Origin of the sequence: Olsenella uli, from assembly GCF_901212675.1 — a bacterium.
In the GTDB taxonomy this organism is placed as follows: Bacteria; Actinomycetota; Coriobacteriia; order Coriobacteriales; family Atopobiaceae; genus Parolsenella; species Parolsenella uli_B.
This window is the reverse complement of sequence record NZ_CAAKOQ010000050.1, coordinates 41,555-55,611: the sequence shown is the minus strand read 5'-3', so window position 1 is coordinate 55,611 and position 14,057 is coordinate 41,555. Positions and strand designations below refer to the sequence as shown.

Here is a 14,057-nt window from a genome sequence, read left to right as displayed (position 1 = left end):
CGGCCAGCGCCAGCGCATCGGCATCGCGCGCGCGTTCGCGCTCAAGCCCAAGCTCATCATCTGCGACGAGCCGGTGTCGGCGCTCGACGTGTCGATCCAGGCGCAGGTGCTCAACCTCCTCAAGGAGCTCCAGCAGGAGTACGGCACGGCCTACCTGTTCATCGCGCACGACCTGTCGGTGGTGCAGCACATCTCCGACCGCGTGGCCGTGATGTACCTCGGCAACCTCATGGAGGTCTCCGACTGGAAGACCCTCTACGCCGAGCCGCACCACCCCTACACGCAGTCGCTGCTCTCGGCCGTGCCCGTGCCCGACCCGGACGTCCAGCGCTCGCGCAAGCGCATCATCTTGAAGGGTGATCCGCCCTCGCCGATCGACCCGCCGAGTGGCTGCCGCTTCCACACGCGCTGCCCGATTGCCAAGGAGTGCTGCGCCAAGGAGCGTCCGGAGCTGCGCGAGGTTGCGCCGGGCCACTTCTGCGCGTGCCACTTCGCGGAGGACCACCCCATAAAGGAATCCTCCATCGAGCTGTAGGCGAACCCCGCACTCCTTGAACTACCGGCTCGCCTAACGTTGCTGTCCGGGAGGCCCCGCCTCGTCCCCACCCTCAGGTCACTTGCTTCGCAAGTCCCTTAGCCCTCGGGTGTGGAACGAGACGGGGCCTCCCTGCGTTGTTGGGCATTCCTGCGTTAACCGGGCTGCGCGCGTCTTCGGCACGTGCGAGCGGGATCCTGGCTTCTGTGCGGGTTGGGGCGCTGTGGTGCTTGGGGGTGCCGGAAGATTGAGCGTGCAAAATGGGATGTTCCGGCCTCTTGAAACGCCGTGGAACTGTCCATTTTGCGCGCTCAGTCGGCGGGGGTTGTGGGCGGCTCGGGGTGGGTGACGAGGGCCACGCGGTGGGCGAAGGAGCGGTAGAGGCTGCCGTGGCTGCAGCCCGCCTCGCGGATCACGTCGCTTGCCCGGATGTCGGCGAGTGGGCGCGCCGCCATGACCTCCTCGGGCGACATCAAGAACCTGCTTGACGACACGCTCAAGGCGTACGGCAAGGTGGACATCCTCGTCAACAACGCGGGCGTCATGCACCAGGTCTTGACGATGAGCCTCGACATGGCCAAGGACTACGACGCCATCATGAACGTGAGCCTGCGCGCCTACTTCGAGACCATCGCGGTCATCGGCGGCCACATCGGCAAGGGCGGCTCCATCATCAACATCGCGGTCATCGGTGGCTTGGGCGGGGCGTATCCCGTGGCCACGCATGTTGCGTCCAAGGCGGCCGTCATCCCGCTCACCAAGAGCTGCGCCAAGGAGGCTGGCTTGAGAAGTCGGCTGCGTCTTCAGGACATCGGCATCATTATCCGCGTCCCAAAACGGCCGCGCCAGCAAACCATCCCAAACCGCAGCTTGGCCGCAAAAGGCGTTCCTGAAGAAGGTCCTCGTCGGCGAGATCCACAAACTACGTTTCTGAAATTGTTTCTCGTGACGAGGACCACAAACTACGTTTCTGAAAATGTTTCTCGTGACGAGGACTACAAACTACGTTTCTGAATAAGGATTATGCGGCATAACCTTTTTCAGAAACGTCTTCTGTCTCGACCAGACCAGCGCGGCGCAGTGTTGCGGAGGGGGCCAGGGCCATGGCGCCTTGTTGGGCGGCGCAGTGTTGCGGAGGGGCTAGGGCCGCGGTGCCTTGTTGGGCGGTGTGGGGTGACGCTGCTTTGCAGTGTGGCTTTGGCCGTGCCGTTTTGGCGGGCGCTGGCGGGTGGCGGGGAGGCGCGGCGCAGTTTTGCGGGTCGGGACAACGACGCCTAGTTGGGACGGTTTGGGGAGACGCGGCCGAGCGGCTCCGAAAATCATCGAAAAAAGTTGTTGCGTTGCCTGGCGAGGTGTCGTATATTCTTTCTCGCGCAAAACGAGCGGCACTTCAGCTCGTTGGGCATTGAAAAGTCGGAGTGGCGGAATTGGCAGACGCGCTAGCTTGAGGTGCTAGTGACTGACTAAAAGGTCGTGCGGGTTCAAGTCCCGCCTCCGACACCAGCAAAGACACGGGCCTCCGGGCCCGTTTTTGCTATCTAGGGGCCGTGTGCCGCCTGCCCGCGTCCGCCCGCGCCGGCACCCGCCACAGCCAGTCCGTCCGCGAACACGTCTGGGGGAGACCATGCCATCCCAACACGCGCTTGCCAAGGTCGGGAATCTGGGGCGCGCGGCGGCCCCCGGCATGCTGGCGGCGCTCATGTCGCTCACCACCGATGCCGTCCTCGCCTTTGACGGCGCCTATCGCATCCTGGCCGCAAACCCCCAGGCAGAGGCCCTCACGGGCTTTGCCGCCGACGAGCTCGTGGGCTCGGACGTCTACGACTTCCTCTTCGACGGCCGCCTCGCCCACACGGCCGGCCCCGCCGAGGAGCACCCCAATCAGCTGCCCCTCTCGCTGGACGGCTCGCTCACCCAGCTGTCGCTTCGCCTCGCCCAGGGAGGCTCCGTGCTCGTCGCCGCCCGCTGCGACCGCGTCGTGGCCCCCGGCGAGACCTACCTCGCGGTGATGCGCCCGGCGGACGCGAGTCTCTCGGCCGAGCGCGAGCACGACCGCCTCCTCGAGGAGCTCTCGCTTGCCAACCGCAGGCTCTCTGGGACCCTGCGCATCGTGCTCGAGACCATCGATGTCCAGGACGTCGACGTGCTGTTCAGCGAAGTGCTCGAGCAGATTGCCGACACGATGGAGGCGCTGGGCACCCTGCTCTACCTCGCCGAGGCCGACGGCTTCAGGCTGAGGGGCGTCACACGCTCGCTCGAGGGCGCCCGCGTGCCGCAGTTCATGGCCTATGGCGAGGGGCTCGAGACCATCGCCACGCGAGCCGGCAGCGCGCTGCGCCTGCGCCTCGTGCCGCCCAGCGAGCGCAGCCTGCGCTCGGGCTCGCTCTCATACCGCGAGCTCATCGACGACGACACCGGGGTCACGCGCCGCATCCCGGCCCGCCAGGCGCCGCCCTTCGCGAGCCTCGTGTGCGTGCCCGTCTGGTTTGGCGGCCACGTCATCGCCATCATGGAGGTGGGTTGGGCCGAGGCGCGCCCCACGAGGCGCGACGACGCCCGCCTGCTCGACTCGGTGGCCCAGTACCTCTCGATCGAGCTCGCGGCGGCCCTCACAGCCATGCGCACCGAGCGCACGCAGCGCCTGGACGCCGCCGCGGCCAAGCTGCACGCGGCGCTCGAGGACGCTCCGGAGCTTTCCGAGGGCGACCTCTCCGTTGCGGCCAAGTCCGTCTCGGAGGCCCTCGCCGCCGACATCGTCACGATCAGGTGCGCGCCGCACCAGAGCGGCTGCATCGTGGCCCTGCCTGACGCGGGCGACACCGACATGCCCCTCTCGCTCGACGACCTCGTCTCCGGGCATGTGGAGATGGGCGTGGCCGTGGTGGCCTTCGGCGCCACCTCGCCGGTTGGCCGGTGGCTGGCCGGGCAGGGCCAGCACCTCCAGGGCGCCATCGTCGACGTGGGCGAGCTGGGCGGACGCCGGCACGCCTGCCTCGTCGTGCGACCGGTGGAGGCTGAGCCGCTCGATGACGTCGACCTCAACTTCCTCCGTCGCGCCTGCATCGACATCCGCGAGACGGTGGCCGCGGGCGAGCGCCGCTCCAAGGACACCCGCATCGCGCAGGCGCTCCAGAGCGGCATGCGCAACTCGCTGCAGCACGTGGAGGGCATCACGGGACACGGGCTCTACTCGTCGGCCACGGCGAGCGCGATGGTGGGCGGCGACTTCTACGACCTCATCCGCCTGCCCAACCGCAAGGCGTGCGTGATCTTGGGCGACGTCTCGGGCAAGGGCGTGGAGGCCGCAAGCGTCTCGGCGGCGGTCAAGACGGCCATCGGCGCCTACGCGTGGGAGGGCCTCCCGCCCTCGCGCATGGTGCGGCTGCTCAACGACTTCCTGCTGGGGTTCTCGCGCCTCGAGACCTTCGCGACGATGTTCGCGGGCATGGTCGACCTGCGCCGCGGCACGCTCGCGTACTGCTCGGCGGGCCACCCGCCGGCGCTGCTGCTGCGCGCCGGGACCAACGAGATGGAGACGCTCGACGAGCAGTCGGGCGTGGTGGGGGCCTTTCGCGGCATGCCCTACCACGACGGGCACGTGAGCGTGGGGGAGGGCGACAGGCTCTTCCTCTACACCGATGGCGTCACCGAGGCACGCGACCCCTCGGGCGCCTTCTTTGGCGAGCAGGGCCTGCACGACGCCGTGATGGAGGAGGCCACGGGCGACTTCGACGGCCTGCTCGACCGCATGCTCTCGCGCCTGGACGCGTTCACGGACCGGCACCTCGACGACGACGTTGCCATGGTGGCGCTGCGCTTCGACCGGGTGGGGGCGTCGCGGCGGCGCTCCCGGCAGGGGTAGGCGGCGGGCCAGGGCCTCGGGGCCTGTCGCCATGCCCGCGCGTCGGCTGCCCCGCTCAAGGCGGGCGCGACACGCAGAATGGCGGGAGCCCCGCGTTAGGCCCCGGGGCGCCTGGGCAGAATGCCGGTATGGATAAGAGCGGAAGCATACTGGTGATTCCCATCGAGGGCGACCTCGACGTGATGTCCGTCCCGCGGGTGCGTGCCTGCATCCTGGACGGCATACAGTCGGGCGTGCGTCGCGTCATCCTGAGCCTGGGTGACGTCTCCTACGTCGACAGCGCGGGGATGGGGCTCATTATGGGCGCCGCGTCCAAGCTGCGCGAGGCGGGCGGGCTGCTCTCGCTCGTGAACGTGAGCGCCTCGATCTACCGCATGCTCGTCATCAACCGGCTCGTCGACTTCATCCCCGTCTCGGGCCATGGCCCCAAGCCGTCCATCCCGGCGCTCGACCCCACGGTGCGGCCCCTCTGGCATAGCACCATGCGCGTCGACCCCAACCGGCTCCAGGACGCGCGCCAGCGGGTCGAGCAGCTCTTCTCGCGCACCGAGCTCACGCCCGACGAGGTGTTCGACCTCACGCTCGCATCGGGCGAGGCGCTGGGAAATGCCGTGGACCACACCTGCGCCGAGGGCGTCCTCCTGAGCGTGTGGGTCTACCCCGACCGCGTGGTGGTGGAGGTCACCGACTGCGGCTGCGGCTTCGAGTCCGGCGCGGAGGGGGAAGACGGTGCAGCCAAGGGGAGCCACGAGTGCGAGCGGGGCAGGGGCATCAAGCTCATGCGGATGCTCGCCGACTCGGTGGAGATTCGCCGCAAGCCTACCGGCACGGGCACGGTGGTGAGGCTCGTGAAGCTCTTCACGCCGATGGCGGCCGTGCGGGGGTGAGGGAGCCGGGCGCTGGCCGGGGGAGTTCTCCGGCGTGTGCCTTCGGGGGTGACGCCGAGTGCCTGGGTGCCGGGCAAACGGGTCCCAGATGAGCGCCGTCCAAATCTCCCAAAATATCTTCTTGCGCGGCGAGGGGCGTTTGTGTAAAGTATATACCCGCACGCGGACATGGCTCAGTTGGTAGAGCACCACCTTGCCAAGGTGGGGGTCGCGGGTTCGAACCCCGTTGTCCGCTCCATGCATTCTTCGGGCCGGTTCTCACCGGCCCTTCTCATATGGCGACGTGGCCAAGTGGTAAGGCATGGGCCTGCAAAGCCCCCACCCCCAGTTCGAATCTGGGCGTCGCCTCCAGCAAACGCAAGCGGCCCCGGGAATCTCTCCCGGGGCCGCTCCTTTGTCCCGCTCCGTGGCGTCCTGGTGCATGGGGACGCATGCCCGCTACTCCGTGGCGCCCGACGGCCGGCACGTCTACATGCGCGCGCCCGAGGTGCATGGGGACGCCTTTCCGCTACTCCATGGCACCGCCCAGAAGCGACGTCACGATCGAGATGACGAGCGCCCCGAGGAACGCCGCGCCAAAGCTATCAATGAGCACGCCGGCGTGCGTGATGTTGCGGGAGAGGTAGCTTGCCAGCTCGAGCATGAACGCGTTGATGACGAGCGAGAACAGGCCAAGCGAGACGATCGTGAGCGGCAGGCTCAGGACCTTGAGGACGGGCTTCACCGCCGCGTTGACGAACGAGAGGAACAGGGCCGTGAAGATGGGACCCGCGTAAGCCCCGCCTACGACCTCGATGCCGGGGACGAGCCAGATGGCCGCTCCCACCGCGATGGCCCCGACGAGCCACCTTCCAAGAAATCCCATGCGTCTCCCTTCGATGTGCTGGTGGGAGTATACCCACGGGCCGCGGGCGGGGCGCGTGGAACCCTTGCCACTGGCTCCCGTGGGGCCTCCGCACGGCTCCTGCGGGATCCCGCGTGGCTCCCGCGGGACCCTCGTTGTGCGGCTTTCGCGCAAACCCCGCCGTTCGGCTTCCGTGGGTCCCGTCGCGCGGCTCCCGTGCAAGCCCTGCCGCGCGACTTCCGCGCAATCCACTTTAATGCGCTAAAGTATCTCGAGGAAACGAGCGCCCGGCGCGACGTCGGAGGGGGAGCGGCATGGATGCACACGAGGTCATGGCAAGCGAGTCTGCCCAGACCCTGGCGCGGGCCCTGGCGAGCCTGGTGTCGAGCGAGGAGGCCTCGGCGCTGCTGCTCGACCTGTGCACCCCGCGTGAGATCGAGGACCTCTCCCAGCGCCTCGAGGTGGCGCGCCTGCTCGACGCCGGCGAGCCCTACCTCTCCGTGCAGCAGAAGACGGGTGCCTCGTCCACGACGGTAAGCCGCGTCTCCAAGTGCCTGAACGGGTCGGTGGGCGGCTATAGGAGCGTGCTGGACCACCTGCGCCCGTAGGGACGCGGCCTGGGTCGGCAGGGCTGGCCAGGTGTCGCTGTGGGTCGGCCGTATGGCAAGAGGCGCGCCTGGCCTGGGCGACCTGTGCCACCGGGAAGAAGCGGGCTGCAAAATCAAGCTGTTTACCTCGTGCTTTCTCGACGGGCGATTTTTTGTCCGCTCGTGGCGGTAGGATGCTTGTGTCGATAGGGGCCGGCGCCGCCGCGCCGCGAGCGGGGAGGGGACATGACGCTGCAACTCATACACACGCACGACGAACGCCTCGTGGCGCCCGAGGTCGTGGCCCTGCTGCGGCGCTCGCTGGCCGCTCGTGGCTCGGCCGTGCTGCTCGCGCCAAGCCTGGCCGTGGCGCTTCGGGCCCAGCGCGAGCTGGCCGCGCAGCCGGGGCTGGCCCTGGGCGTGACCTGCACCACGGCGGATGCCTGGGCCAGTCTGCGCTGGGGCCTCTATGGTGACGGCCGCGCGATGGTCACGCCGCCGGTCCGCGCCGTGCTCATGTCGCGTCTGCTCGAGCGAGGCGACGTGTCCCCGCTCGATGCGGGCGATGGCACGGTCGAGGTACTCTGCCAGCTTGCGGCCAGGGGCCTGCCCTGGCTGCCCGCAGACGAGGCGGTGGACGGGCTCTCCGCCGGCGAGCGGCGGGCCCTCGAGCTTGCCCGCGACTATGGCGAGCTGCTTCGCGAGCGCGGCCTCGTGGAGCCGTGCGAGGCGCTCGCGAGCCTGCCCGGCCTCATGCGGGGGCAGGGAGCCGAGCCTGCTGCCTTCGTGATGGTCGGGTTTGGCCAGATGCCGCGGGCCACAAGGGAGTTTGCCCTTGCGGTTGCCGAGGGGTCCGACCTCGCGCTCTTCGTGGCCGACGGTGCGGGTCCGGCGGGCGAGCTGGCGGCGCGTGCCCAGGCGGAGCTTGCGGCCGCGGCCCATGCGCGGGGGATTGCCGTCGAGGACGTTCCTGCCGAGGCGCCGGACGCGGCTGTCGTTGCCGACGGCGTGAGTGCGGCGGCCGGGCGAGCCCCTGAGCTCCAGTATCTCGTGGATACGCTGTTCCGTCCGGACGAGGCGATGCCGCTCGAGCCGGGCGGGGCCGTGCGGCTGCTCGAGCCGGCGGGTCCGCTCGCCGTGGACGAGCTGGTCTGCCGGCACGTACTGGGGCTTGCCGGCAAGGGGGCCTTGCGCGTGGTGGTGGTCGCGCCCGACGTCGCGGCTGCCTGGCGCACGCTTGCGCCCAAGCTGCAGGCCTGGGGCCTGGCGGTACGCGCGCAGCTCTCGATGCCGGCCGCCAGGACGCGCGTGGCCGCCGGCCTCATGCGGTTTGCGGGAGCGGTCGCCCACCTCGTCGAGCTCGAGCAGGCCTGGCCCGACGCCGCGAGCGACGAGCTTCCCGACATGGGCTGGTGGCCGCCGCGCGAGGTCTCGGACTTCCTGCTTTCGCGCGTGGGCGCCGCGCCCCATGCGGTCGCCTGGCGCCGCGACGCCGCCTGGCGCGGCAACCGCATCCTCACCCCCGCGGGCGTCCTGGCCACGCTCTCCAACCCGCAGGCCACCTCGCCGGCCATTGCCTCGGCCGTGCGTGCGCTGCTCAAGGGCCACGTTGCCGCCGCCGCGGGCAGGCTGGTCGCGGTCCGGGAGTGCGCGGGGCGGGGGAATGCCGATCGGGCCTCTGCCCAGGACGGCGCCTCGCCGGCTGGGGCGGCTCCCGTCGCGTCCGCGTCGGCGTCCGCCGGGGGCGACGCCCAGCCGTCTTCCGATCCCTCCGCCGAGGCCGCGCTTGCCGCCGCCGAGGACGAGGGGGCGCTCGTGGCCGTGGCCGAGGCCGGCCGGGCCCTGCGTGATGCCGGCGTGGCCCTGGGGGAGGACGGCGTGACCCTCGCCAGGCTCGTCGAGCTCGCGCAGGCGGCGCTCGGCAGGCTGCGCGTCACCCTGCGCCCGGAGCTTGTTGGGGCGCAGTCGGCGGGCGCGGAGCCAGCGGGCACCTGCACGGTCGAGCTCATGAGCCCGGCTACGGCGGCCTCGCTCGCGCCCTGCTCGGCAGACGCCCTGGTCTACCTGGGGCTCGATGCCGCATCCTCGCCCATTCCCGCATCGGACGGGGCCCTGGACGAGCTGCTCGACCACCTTGGCATCGACCGTCCCACGCCCGGCCTCGCCCGCGTGCGTGCGGGCTTCTCGGCGGCGCTCAGGGCAGCGACGGGCCAGGTGGCGCTCGTGCGGCCCGCCCGCGACGCGTCCGCGGCCGAGACCTTCCCGGCCGTGATGCTCTCCGAGGTGGTGGCCTGCTATGGCACCGAGCCGGACGGCAAGGGCGGCGAGCGTCCGCGGCTTCGCCCAGACGCGTCCTCCGCACGCGACGAGGGCCTCATAGAGGAGAACCTCTCCGCGACGGGCCAGGCGCCCGCCGGTCGCCTGGCGTCAGGTCCGGCTCCTGCGGGCGGGCTCGACTCTGCCCTGAGACGCCTCGTAGTGGTGCCGCGCGACGGCCAGGCCGAGCTGCCGGAGGGGCGTCCGTCGCTCTCCGCCTCGCAGATCGAGTCCTACCTCGAGTGTCCGTACAAGTGGTTCACGCTGCGCCGCCTTGGCCTGGACGACTGCGACGCCGGCTTCACCAACATGGAGATGGGCACCTTTGCCCACCGCGTGCTGGAGGTCACGCATCGCCAGCTCTTCCTCGAGGCCTCCCGCCGCGCCGACCTTGTGGGCGAGGACGCGGAGGGGGAGCCCGAGGGCTCGCTCTTCTGGTTTGACCCGGCCACGCGCGTCGAGGGGTCCAGGGTCGACGCGCAGACGCTCGCCCATGCCACGGAGCTTTTGCGAGAAGAGTTCACCCTCCACCTCGCGCACCAGCGCGCGGACGGCACCACCCGCTCCAAGCAGGCGCTCGTCCCGCACGGCCGTACCGAGCAGCGCCGGCTCGCCGAGCTCGAGCGCGACCTCGAGACCACGCTCGCGTACGAGTCGAACCTGTTCCGCGGCTTCGAGCCGCGTCTGTTCGAGGGACGCTTCGGCGGCTCGTCCGGGCTCGCGGCCACCTACGCCGGGGCGGACCTCGTGGGCACCATCGACCGCATCGACGTCGATGGCGAGGGCAGGGCGCTCGTGATCGACTACAAGCACAAGAGCGCCCTGTTCGACGAGTACGCGCTCTCGCCCCGCGGCGACTCGGAGGAGCGGACCGAATTCCTGCTGCCCCGACGCGTGCAGACGCTCGTCTACGCGAGCGTGGCGCGGCGTCTTCTCAAGGGCACGGGCGTCACGCTGGTGGGAGCGGTCTACCTGGGCACGAAGGGCCGGCACGAGGTCGCGGGTGCCGTCAGCGTCCGCGACGTCGAGAGCGTGTGGGGTGCGGGCGGCCTCTCCGAGCGCCGTGCCGCCCGCGTCACCGTGCCGGTTCCCGGCGCCCGCAGCTTCGATGACCTGCTCGACAGGACGGAGGAGCGCATCGCCGAGGCCATCGGGCGCATGCGCGCCGGAGAGATCGACGCAAGGCCCATCGCCCCGGACGCGTGCGCGTGGTGCCCGGTGCTCGACTGCGAAAGGAGGCTGTCATGAGCGAGGAGACGGCTGCAAGGTCCACGGCTGCCCCCGAGGGGGCTGCCGCCGCGGGGGCCGCGCCCGAGGCCGTGGCGCGGCTGTTCAGGGGGCTTCTCCCCGAGCAGCGCCAGATCGTGACCACGCTCGACCGCCCCGTCTTCGTGGCGGCGGGCGCGGGCTCGGGCAAGACGTTCACCCTCACGCGCCGCATCGTCTGGGCGCTCTGTCCGGGGTCGGGCGAGGGCGGCAGGCCCTATCTCGACAGCCTTGACCAGGCCCTTGTCATTACCTTCACCGAGAAGGCGGCCGGCGAGATCAAGGAGCGCGTGCGCTCGGCGCTTCGCGAGGCGGGGCTTGCCGAGGAGGCGCTCGGGGTCGACGCGGCGTGGGTGAGCACCATCCACCACATGTGCGCGCGCATCCTGCGCACGCACGCGCTCGACCTGGGCCTCGACCCGCAGTTTGCCATGGTGGGCGAGCAGGAGGCGCGTGTGCTGCGCCGCCAGGCCACCGAGGACGCCCTAGCCGAGCTCGACGGGGATCCGGGCCTGGACGCCCTCTTCGCCGAGTACTCGGCGAGCTCGGGCGCCTTTGGGCGGGGCGAGGGCGTGCTGGGCCTCGTGGCGGCGGTGCGCGACAAGGCGGCCTCGGCCGTGAGTGGGCTCGACTCGCTTGCGTTTGCGGACGCGAGCGTCAGCGTGGCCAACGTCATGGCGTCGCTCGCCGAGTCCTACGAGGCCCTGTGTGGCTGCGACTCCAAGTATCCCGACGAGCTCGAGCGCTGCCGCGAGGCGCTCGGACGCCTGCGCGCGTACTGCGAGCTCGCGCCGGGACGGCGCACGGCCGAGGCGGCAGCCGAGGTGCTCGAGGGGCTCTACCGGCCCAACGGCAACAAGTGGCGCGCCAAGGCCGTGAAGCAGTTCTGCACCGAGGCCCAACAGGCCCTTGGCATCGCCGCGGGCGAGGTGGCGCTCGCGCGGGCCCAGGCGCTGGAGGAGCCGCTCATGCGCCTCGCGAGGAGGATCGACGCCCTCTACGCCGAGGAGAAGCGCGCCCGGCGCGTGCTCGACAACGACGATTTGCTCCAGCTGCTCGCCCGGGCCTTCCGCGAGCACCCTGAGATCGCCGACGCGTACTCGTCGAAGTTTCGCCTCGTCATGGTCGACGAGTTCCAGGACACCAACGGGCAGCAGGTCAGCATGGTCAAGGGGCTCTCCGGCCCCGGGGCCTGCCACCTCACCACGGTGGGCGACGCCCAGCAGGCCATCTATGGCTTCCGCGGTGCCGACGTGGGCGTGTTCGAGGACCGCGGCGCCGAGGTGGGCGAGGCCGGCGCGGTGCGGCTCGACTACAACTTCAGGAGCGACGACGCCATCCTGCGCTTCGTGGCGCGCGTCTGCGGCACCACCGGCATCGTCCCGGCGTTCATGGACCTCAGGGCCAAGCCGAACCGCGAGAGCGACTTTCCCGAGGACCGCGCCCCGCGCGTGGTGGTGGAGCTCACGCGCGCCCACAAGCTGGGGGCCCGTGCGGTCCCCAAGGCCGAGCGTGGCCGCATCGCCGCACGCCAGCTGGCCGATCGCCTGGCGCGCATCCGCGAGGCTGGGGTGGAGCCCAGGCGCATGGCCGTGCTCATGCGCAGCCTGAACGACGCGGACACCTACATCGCCGCGCTTCGTGCCCGCGGCCTCGAGAGCGTCGTGGTGGGCGGCTCCACCTTCGCGCGGGCGCCCGAGGTGCGCACCGTGCTGGCCCTGCTGCGCACGCTCGCCAACCCGCAGGACACCAAGTCCGGCGTGTTCCCGCTGCTCTCGAGCGGCATGTTTGCCCTCGACGCGGACGACATGCTGCTTCTGGCCACCAAGCCCCAGGAGGTGCTCGACGCCCCGGCCAAGCGCCGCATCAACGTGGGTGCGCGCGAGGGCGAGCCCTTCTTTGGGGACGTGGGCCCCTCCGAGCGCCTCGTGGCCGCCCGTCGCGTGCTGGGCCGTGCCTGGGCGCGCGTGGGCGCGCTGCCCGTGGCCGACGTCTGCCTCATGGCCGTGCGCGAGTCGGGCTGGCTCGCACGCCTGGAGGGACGGGGCGTCTCCGGCCGCGCCGTCGCGGCCAACGTGCTTGCCGCAATCCGCCACGTCCGAGAGCTCGCCGAGCCTGCGGCACTCGATGCCATTCGGGCGGCGGACGAGTTCGGCCGCTGGCTCGACGCGGCCAAGGAGGGGCCGGCGTCGCTCTCGGGCGAGGGCCTCGACGCGGTGAGCCTCATGACCGCGCACGCCTCCAAGGGCCTCGAGTTCGACGTGGTGGCCGTGGTGGGCTGCTGCGGCTCCGAGCGCCCGCGCCCGGCTCCGCGCCTGCTCTCGCGCAGGGACGGCGAGCGCGTGGTCCTGTCGCTGGCGCCGTCCGGCTTTACCCTGCCCGACCTGGGCGAGGACGCGCCGGCGGGCCCCGAGGACTGCGCCTCCCCGCTCGAGTGGCGCTCCCTCATGGAGGCCGAGCGTGCCGAGTCCGAGACGCGCGAGGACGGCCGGCTGCTCTACGTGGCGCTTACGCGCGCCAAGGAGTGCGTGGTCCTTGCCATGGACGTCACGGAGAAGAAGGACGAGTCGCTCTCTCCCGCGATGGCCAACGACATCTGCCACGCCCTCTTTGCCGAGCGCCCGCGCTCGGGCGAGGAGGGGTTCGACTACGGCGGCGCGGCGTCGGGTTTGGCTCGAACGGTCGACGTGTCGCTTGCGGCCGACGGGTCGGTCGAGGTGGACGGCGGTGGCGCCGGGATCGAGGACGCTGCCGCGGGCGGTATCGATGGCGGGGCGGGCGTTGGTGCGGCTGCTGTCACGGGCCTCGCGGTCGAGAAGGATCCCTCCGCCGAGGCCACCGATGGCCGCCGAGCGTTCGAGCTCCTCGACATCGACGCCGAGACCCACGCGCGCCTCGGCTCCTGGCGTCCGCGCGAGGGCGTGTTCAGCTACTCGTCCGCCCACCGCGTGTTTGCCACTGGCCTGGCGGAGCCCGACGCCCACGACGCGGGACATGCCCCGGCCAAGGGTGTGTCTCTCACGCTCGATGACATGCTCGACCTGCCGCTTCCCGAGCCCGTCGACGCCGCGGAGGCGGCCCGTGCGGCCCAGGTGCCCCGGGGCGAGGCTCCCGTTGAGGGTCGCTGTCGCGGGGCTGCCGACGTGCCCGCTGCCCCGCCTTGGGAGGATGACTCGGCAGACCCCGCCGAGACGGACGACGCCGACCGCGCCACGAGCCTCGGCTCGGCCTTCCACGAGCTTGCCCGCTATATGGTCGAGACGGGCCACGCGCCCGCCGACGGGCGCGTGGACGTGGTGGCGCGCGCCTACGGCGTCGGCCGCAGGGACCTTGGCCGGCTGCGCGAGGTCCTTGTGCGCTGGGAGGGGAGCGACCTGCGCCGTGAGGTGCTCGCGCACGGCCTCGTCCGCGCGGAGGTGCCGTTCTTCTGCAAGGTCGCGTCCCCGCTCGGGAGCGACCTCGAGGGGGCCATCGACCTCCTGGCGACCGACGTGGCGCCGACCGCGGGTCTCGCAGCTACCCCGGCCGGCTCCGTCTCCCGCGCCGGGCGGCCCCAGGCCCTGCTCGTGGACTACAAGACCGGCGACCACGGGCTCACCTACGCCCAGATTCGCTCTCGGCACGAGATGCAGGCACGCTTCTACGCCTCCGTGCTCAGGCGGCAGGGCTTTGGCGACGTCGACTGCGCCTTCGTCTGCGTCGAGCTCGAGGACGGGACGGGCCAGCCCGTCGTCACGCGCTACCGGTTCAGGTAGGGCGG

The 14,057-nt window shown here is 71.1% G+C and carries 8 protein-coding genes, 3 tRNA genes and 1 pseudogene (1 of these 12 cut by a window edge); 10 read left to right on the top strand and 2 right to left on the bottom strand.

Translation table 11 applies throughout. The features are described from left to right. Window positions 1–535, top strand: a pseudogene (locus EFAMC1_RS08745) (ABC transporter ATP-binding protein) (it extends 463 nt beyond the left edge of the window). A 311-nt stretch (window positions 536–846) separates the two neighbouring features. On the opposite strand, the gene EFAMC1_RS08740 reads toward EFAMC1_RS08745, so the two are convergent. Then, on the bottom strand, window positions 847–1,008 hold the full coding sequence (locus EFAMC1_RS08740) for a hypothetical protein (protein ID WP_261981841.1): 162 nt from the start codon (window positions 1,006–1,008) through the stop codon (window positions 847–849). Between EFAMC1_RS08740 and EFAMC1_RS08735 the strand changes: the two genes are divergently transcribed. From EFAMC1_RS08735 to EFAMC1_RS08710, 6 genes are all read left to right on the top strand, one after another. Next, window positions 989–1,549: an SDR family NAD(P)-dependent oxidoreductase gene (locus tag EFAMC1_RS08735; protein WP_187324627.1), complete on the top strand. Its 561-nt coding sequence runs from the start codon at window positions 989–991 to the stop codon at window positions 1,547–1,549. The two genes, EFAMC1_RS08740 and EFAMC1_RS08735, sit on opposite strands and share 20 nt — an antisense overlap. A 398-nt stretch (window positions 1,550–1,947) precedes the next feature. Next, a tRNA-Leu gene (locus EFAMC1_RS08730) sits at window positions 1,948–2,038 on the top strand. 121 nt (window positions 2,039–2,159) lie between these two features. Then, window positions 2,160–4,397 carry a SpoIIE family protein phosphatase gene (locus tag EFAMC1_RS08725; protein ID WP_154053897.1) on the top strand — a complete coding sequence of 746 codons (2,238 nt, stop codon included), beginning with the start codon at window positions 2,160–2,162 and terminating at the stop codon, window positions 4,395–4,397. Between the two features lie 128 nt (window positions 4,398–4,525). After that, window positions 4,526–5,284: an anti-sigma factor antagonist gene (locus EFAMC1_RS08720; protein ID WP_154053896.1), complete on the top strand. Its 759-nt coding sequence runs from the start codon at window positions 4,526–4,528 to the stop codon at window positions 5,282–5,284. Window positions 5,285–5,446: 162 nt separating this feature from the next. Beyond that, window positions 5,447–5,522, top strand: a tRNA-Gly gene (locus EFAMC1_RS08715). A 39-nt stretch (window positions 5,523–5,561) separates the two neighbouring features. Continuing rightward, window positions 5,562–5,635: transfer RNA gene (locus tag EFAMC1_RS08710), tRNA-Cys, on the top strand. Between the two features lie 157 nt (window positions 5,636–5,792). Here the strand turns inward: EFAMC1_RS08710 and EFAMC1_RS08705 are convergent. Further along, on the bottom strand, window positions 5,793–6,149 hold the full coding sequence (locus tag EFAMC1_RS08705) for a phage holin family protein (protein ID WP_154053895.1): 357 nt from the start codon (window positions 6,147–6,149) through the stop codon (window positions 5,793–5,795). 293 nt (window positions 6,150–6,442) lie between these two features. Between EFAMC1_RS08705 and EFAMC1_RS08700 the strand changes: the two genes are divergently transcribed. The 3 genes from EFAMC1_RS08700 (at window position 6,443) to EFAMC1_RS08690 (ending at window position 14,052) form a co-directional block, all read left to right on the top strand. Then, complete coding sequence (locus tag EFAMC1_RS08700; RefSeq protein WP_154053894.1) at window positions 6,443–6,736, top strand: YerC/YecD family TrpR-related protein; 294 nt, start codon at window positions 6,443–6,445, stop codon at window positions 6,734–6,736. Window positions 6,737–6,961: 225 nt separating this feature from the next. After that, complete coding sequence (locus tag EFAMC1_RS08695) at window positions 6,962–10,279, top strand: PD-(D/E)XK nuclease family protein (protein WP_187324626.1); 3,318 nt, start codon at window positions 6,962–6,964, stop codon at window positions 10,277–10,279. Then, on the top strand, window positions 10,276–14,052 hold the full coding sequence (locus tag EFAMC1_RS08690; protein WP_154053892.1) for a UvrD-helicase domain-containing protein: 3,777 nt from the start codon (window positions 10,276–10,278) through the stop codon (window positions 14,050–14,052). The genes EFAMC1_RS08695 and EFAMC1_RS08690 overlap by 4 nt, the downstream gene beginning before the upstream one ends. Window positions 14,053–14,057: the final 5 nt, after the last annotated feature.

Excerpts from the sequence above, each read along its gene's own strand:
- EFAMC1_RS08705 (WP_154053895.1), bottom strand. The coding sequence starts at position 6,149 with ATGGGATTTCTTGGAAGGTGGCTCGTCGGGGCCATCGCGGTGGGAGCG.
- EFAMC1_RS08740 (WP_261981841.1), bottom strand. The coding sequence starts at position 1,008 with ATGTCGCCCGAGGAGGTCATGGCGGCGCGCCCACTCGCCGACATCCGG.
- EFAMC1_RS08700 (WP_154053894.1), top strand. The coding sequence starts at position 6,443 with ATGGATGCACACGAGGTCATGGCAAGCGAGTCTGCCCAGACCCTGGCG.
- EFAMC1_RS08735 (WP_187324627.1), top strand. The coding sequence starts at position 989 with ATGACCTCCTCGGGCGACATCAAGAACCTGCTTGACGACACGCTCAAG.
- EFAMC1_RS08725 (WP_154053897.1), top strand. The coding sequence starts at position 2,160 with ATGCCATCCCAACACGCGCTTGCCAAGGTCGGGAATCTGGGGCGCGCG.
- EFAMC1_RS08690 (WP_154053892.1), top strand. The coding sequence starts at position 10,276 with ATGAGCGAGGAGACGGCTGCAAGGTCCACGGCTGCCCCCGAGGGGGCT.
- EFAMC1_RS08695 (WP_187324626.1), top strand. The coding sequence starts at position 6,962 with ATGACGCTGCAACTCATACACACGCACGACGAACGCCTCGTGGCGCCC.
- EFAMC1_RS08720 (WP_154053896.1), top strand. The coding sequence starts at position 4,526 with ATGGATAAGAGCGGAAGCATACTGGTGATTCCCATCGAGGGCGACCTC.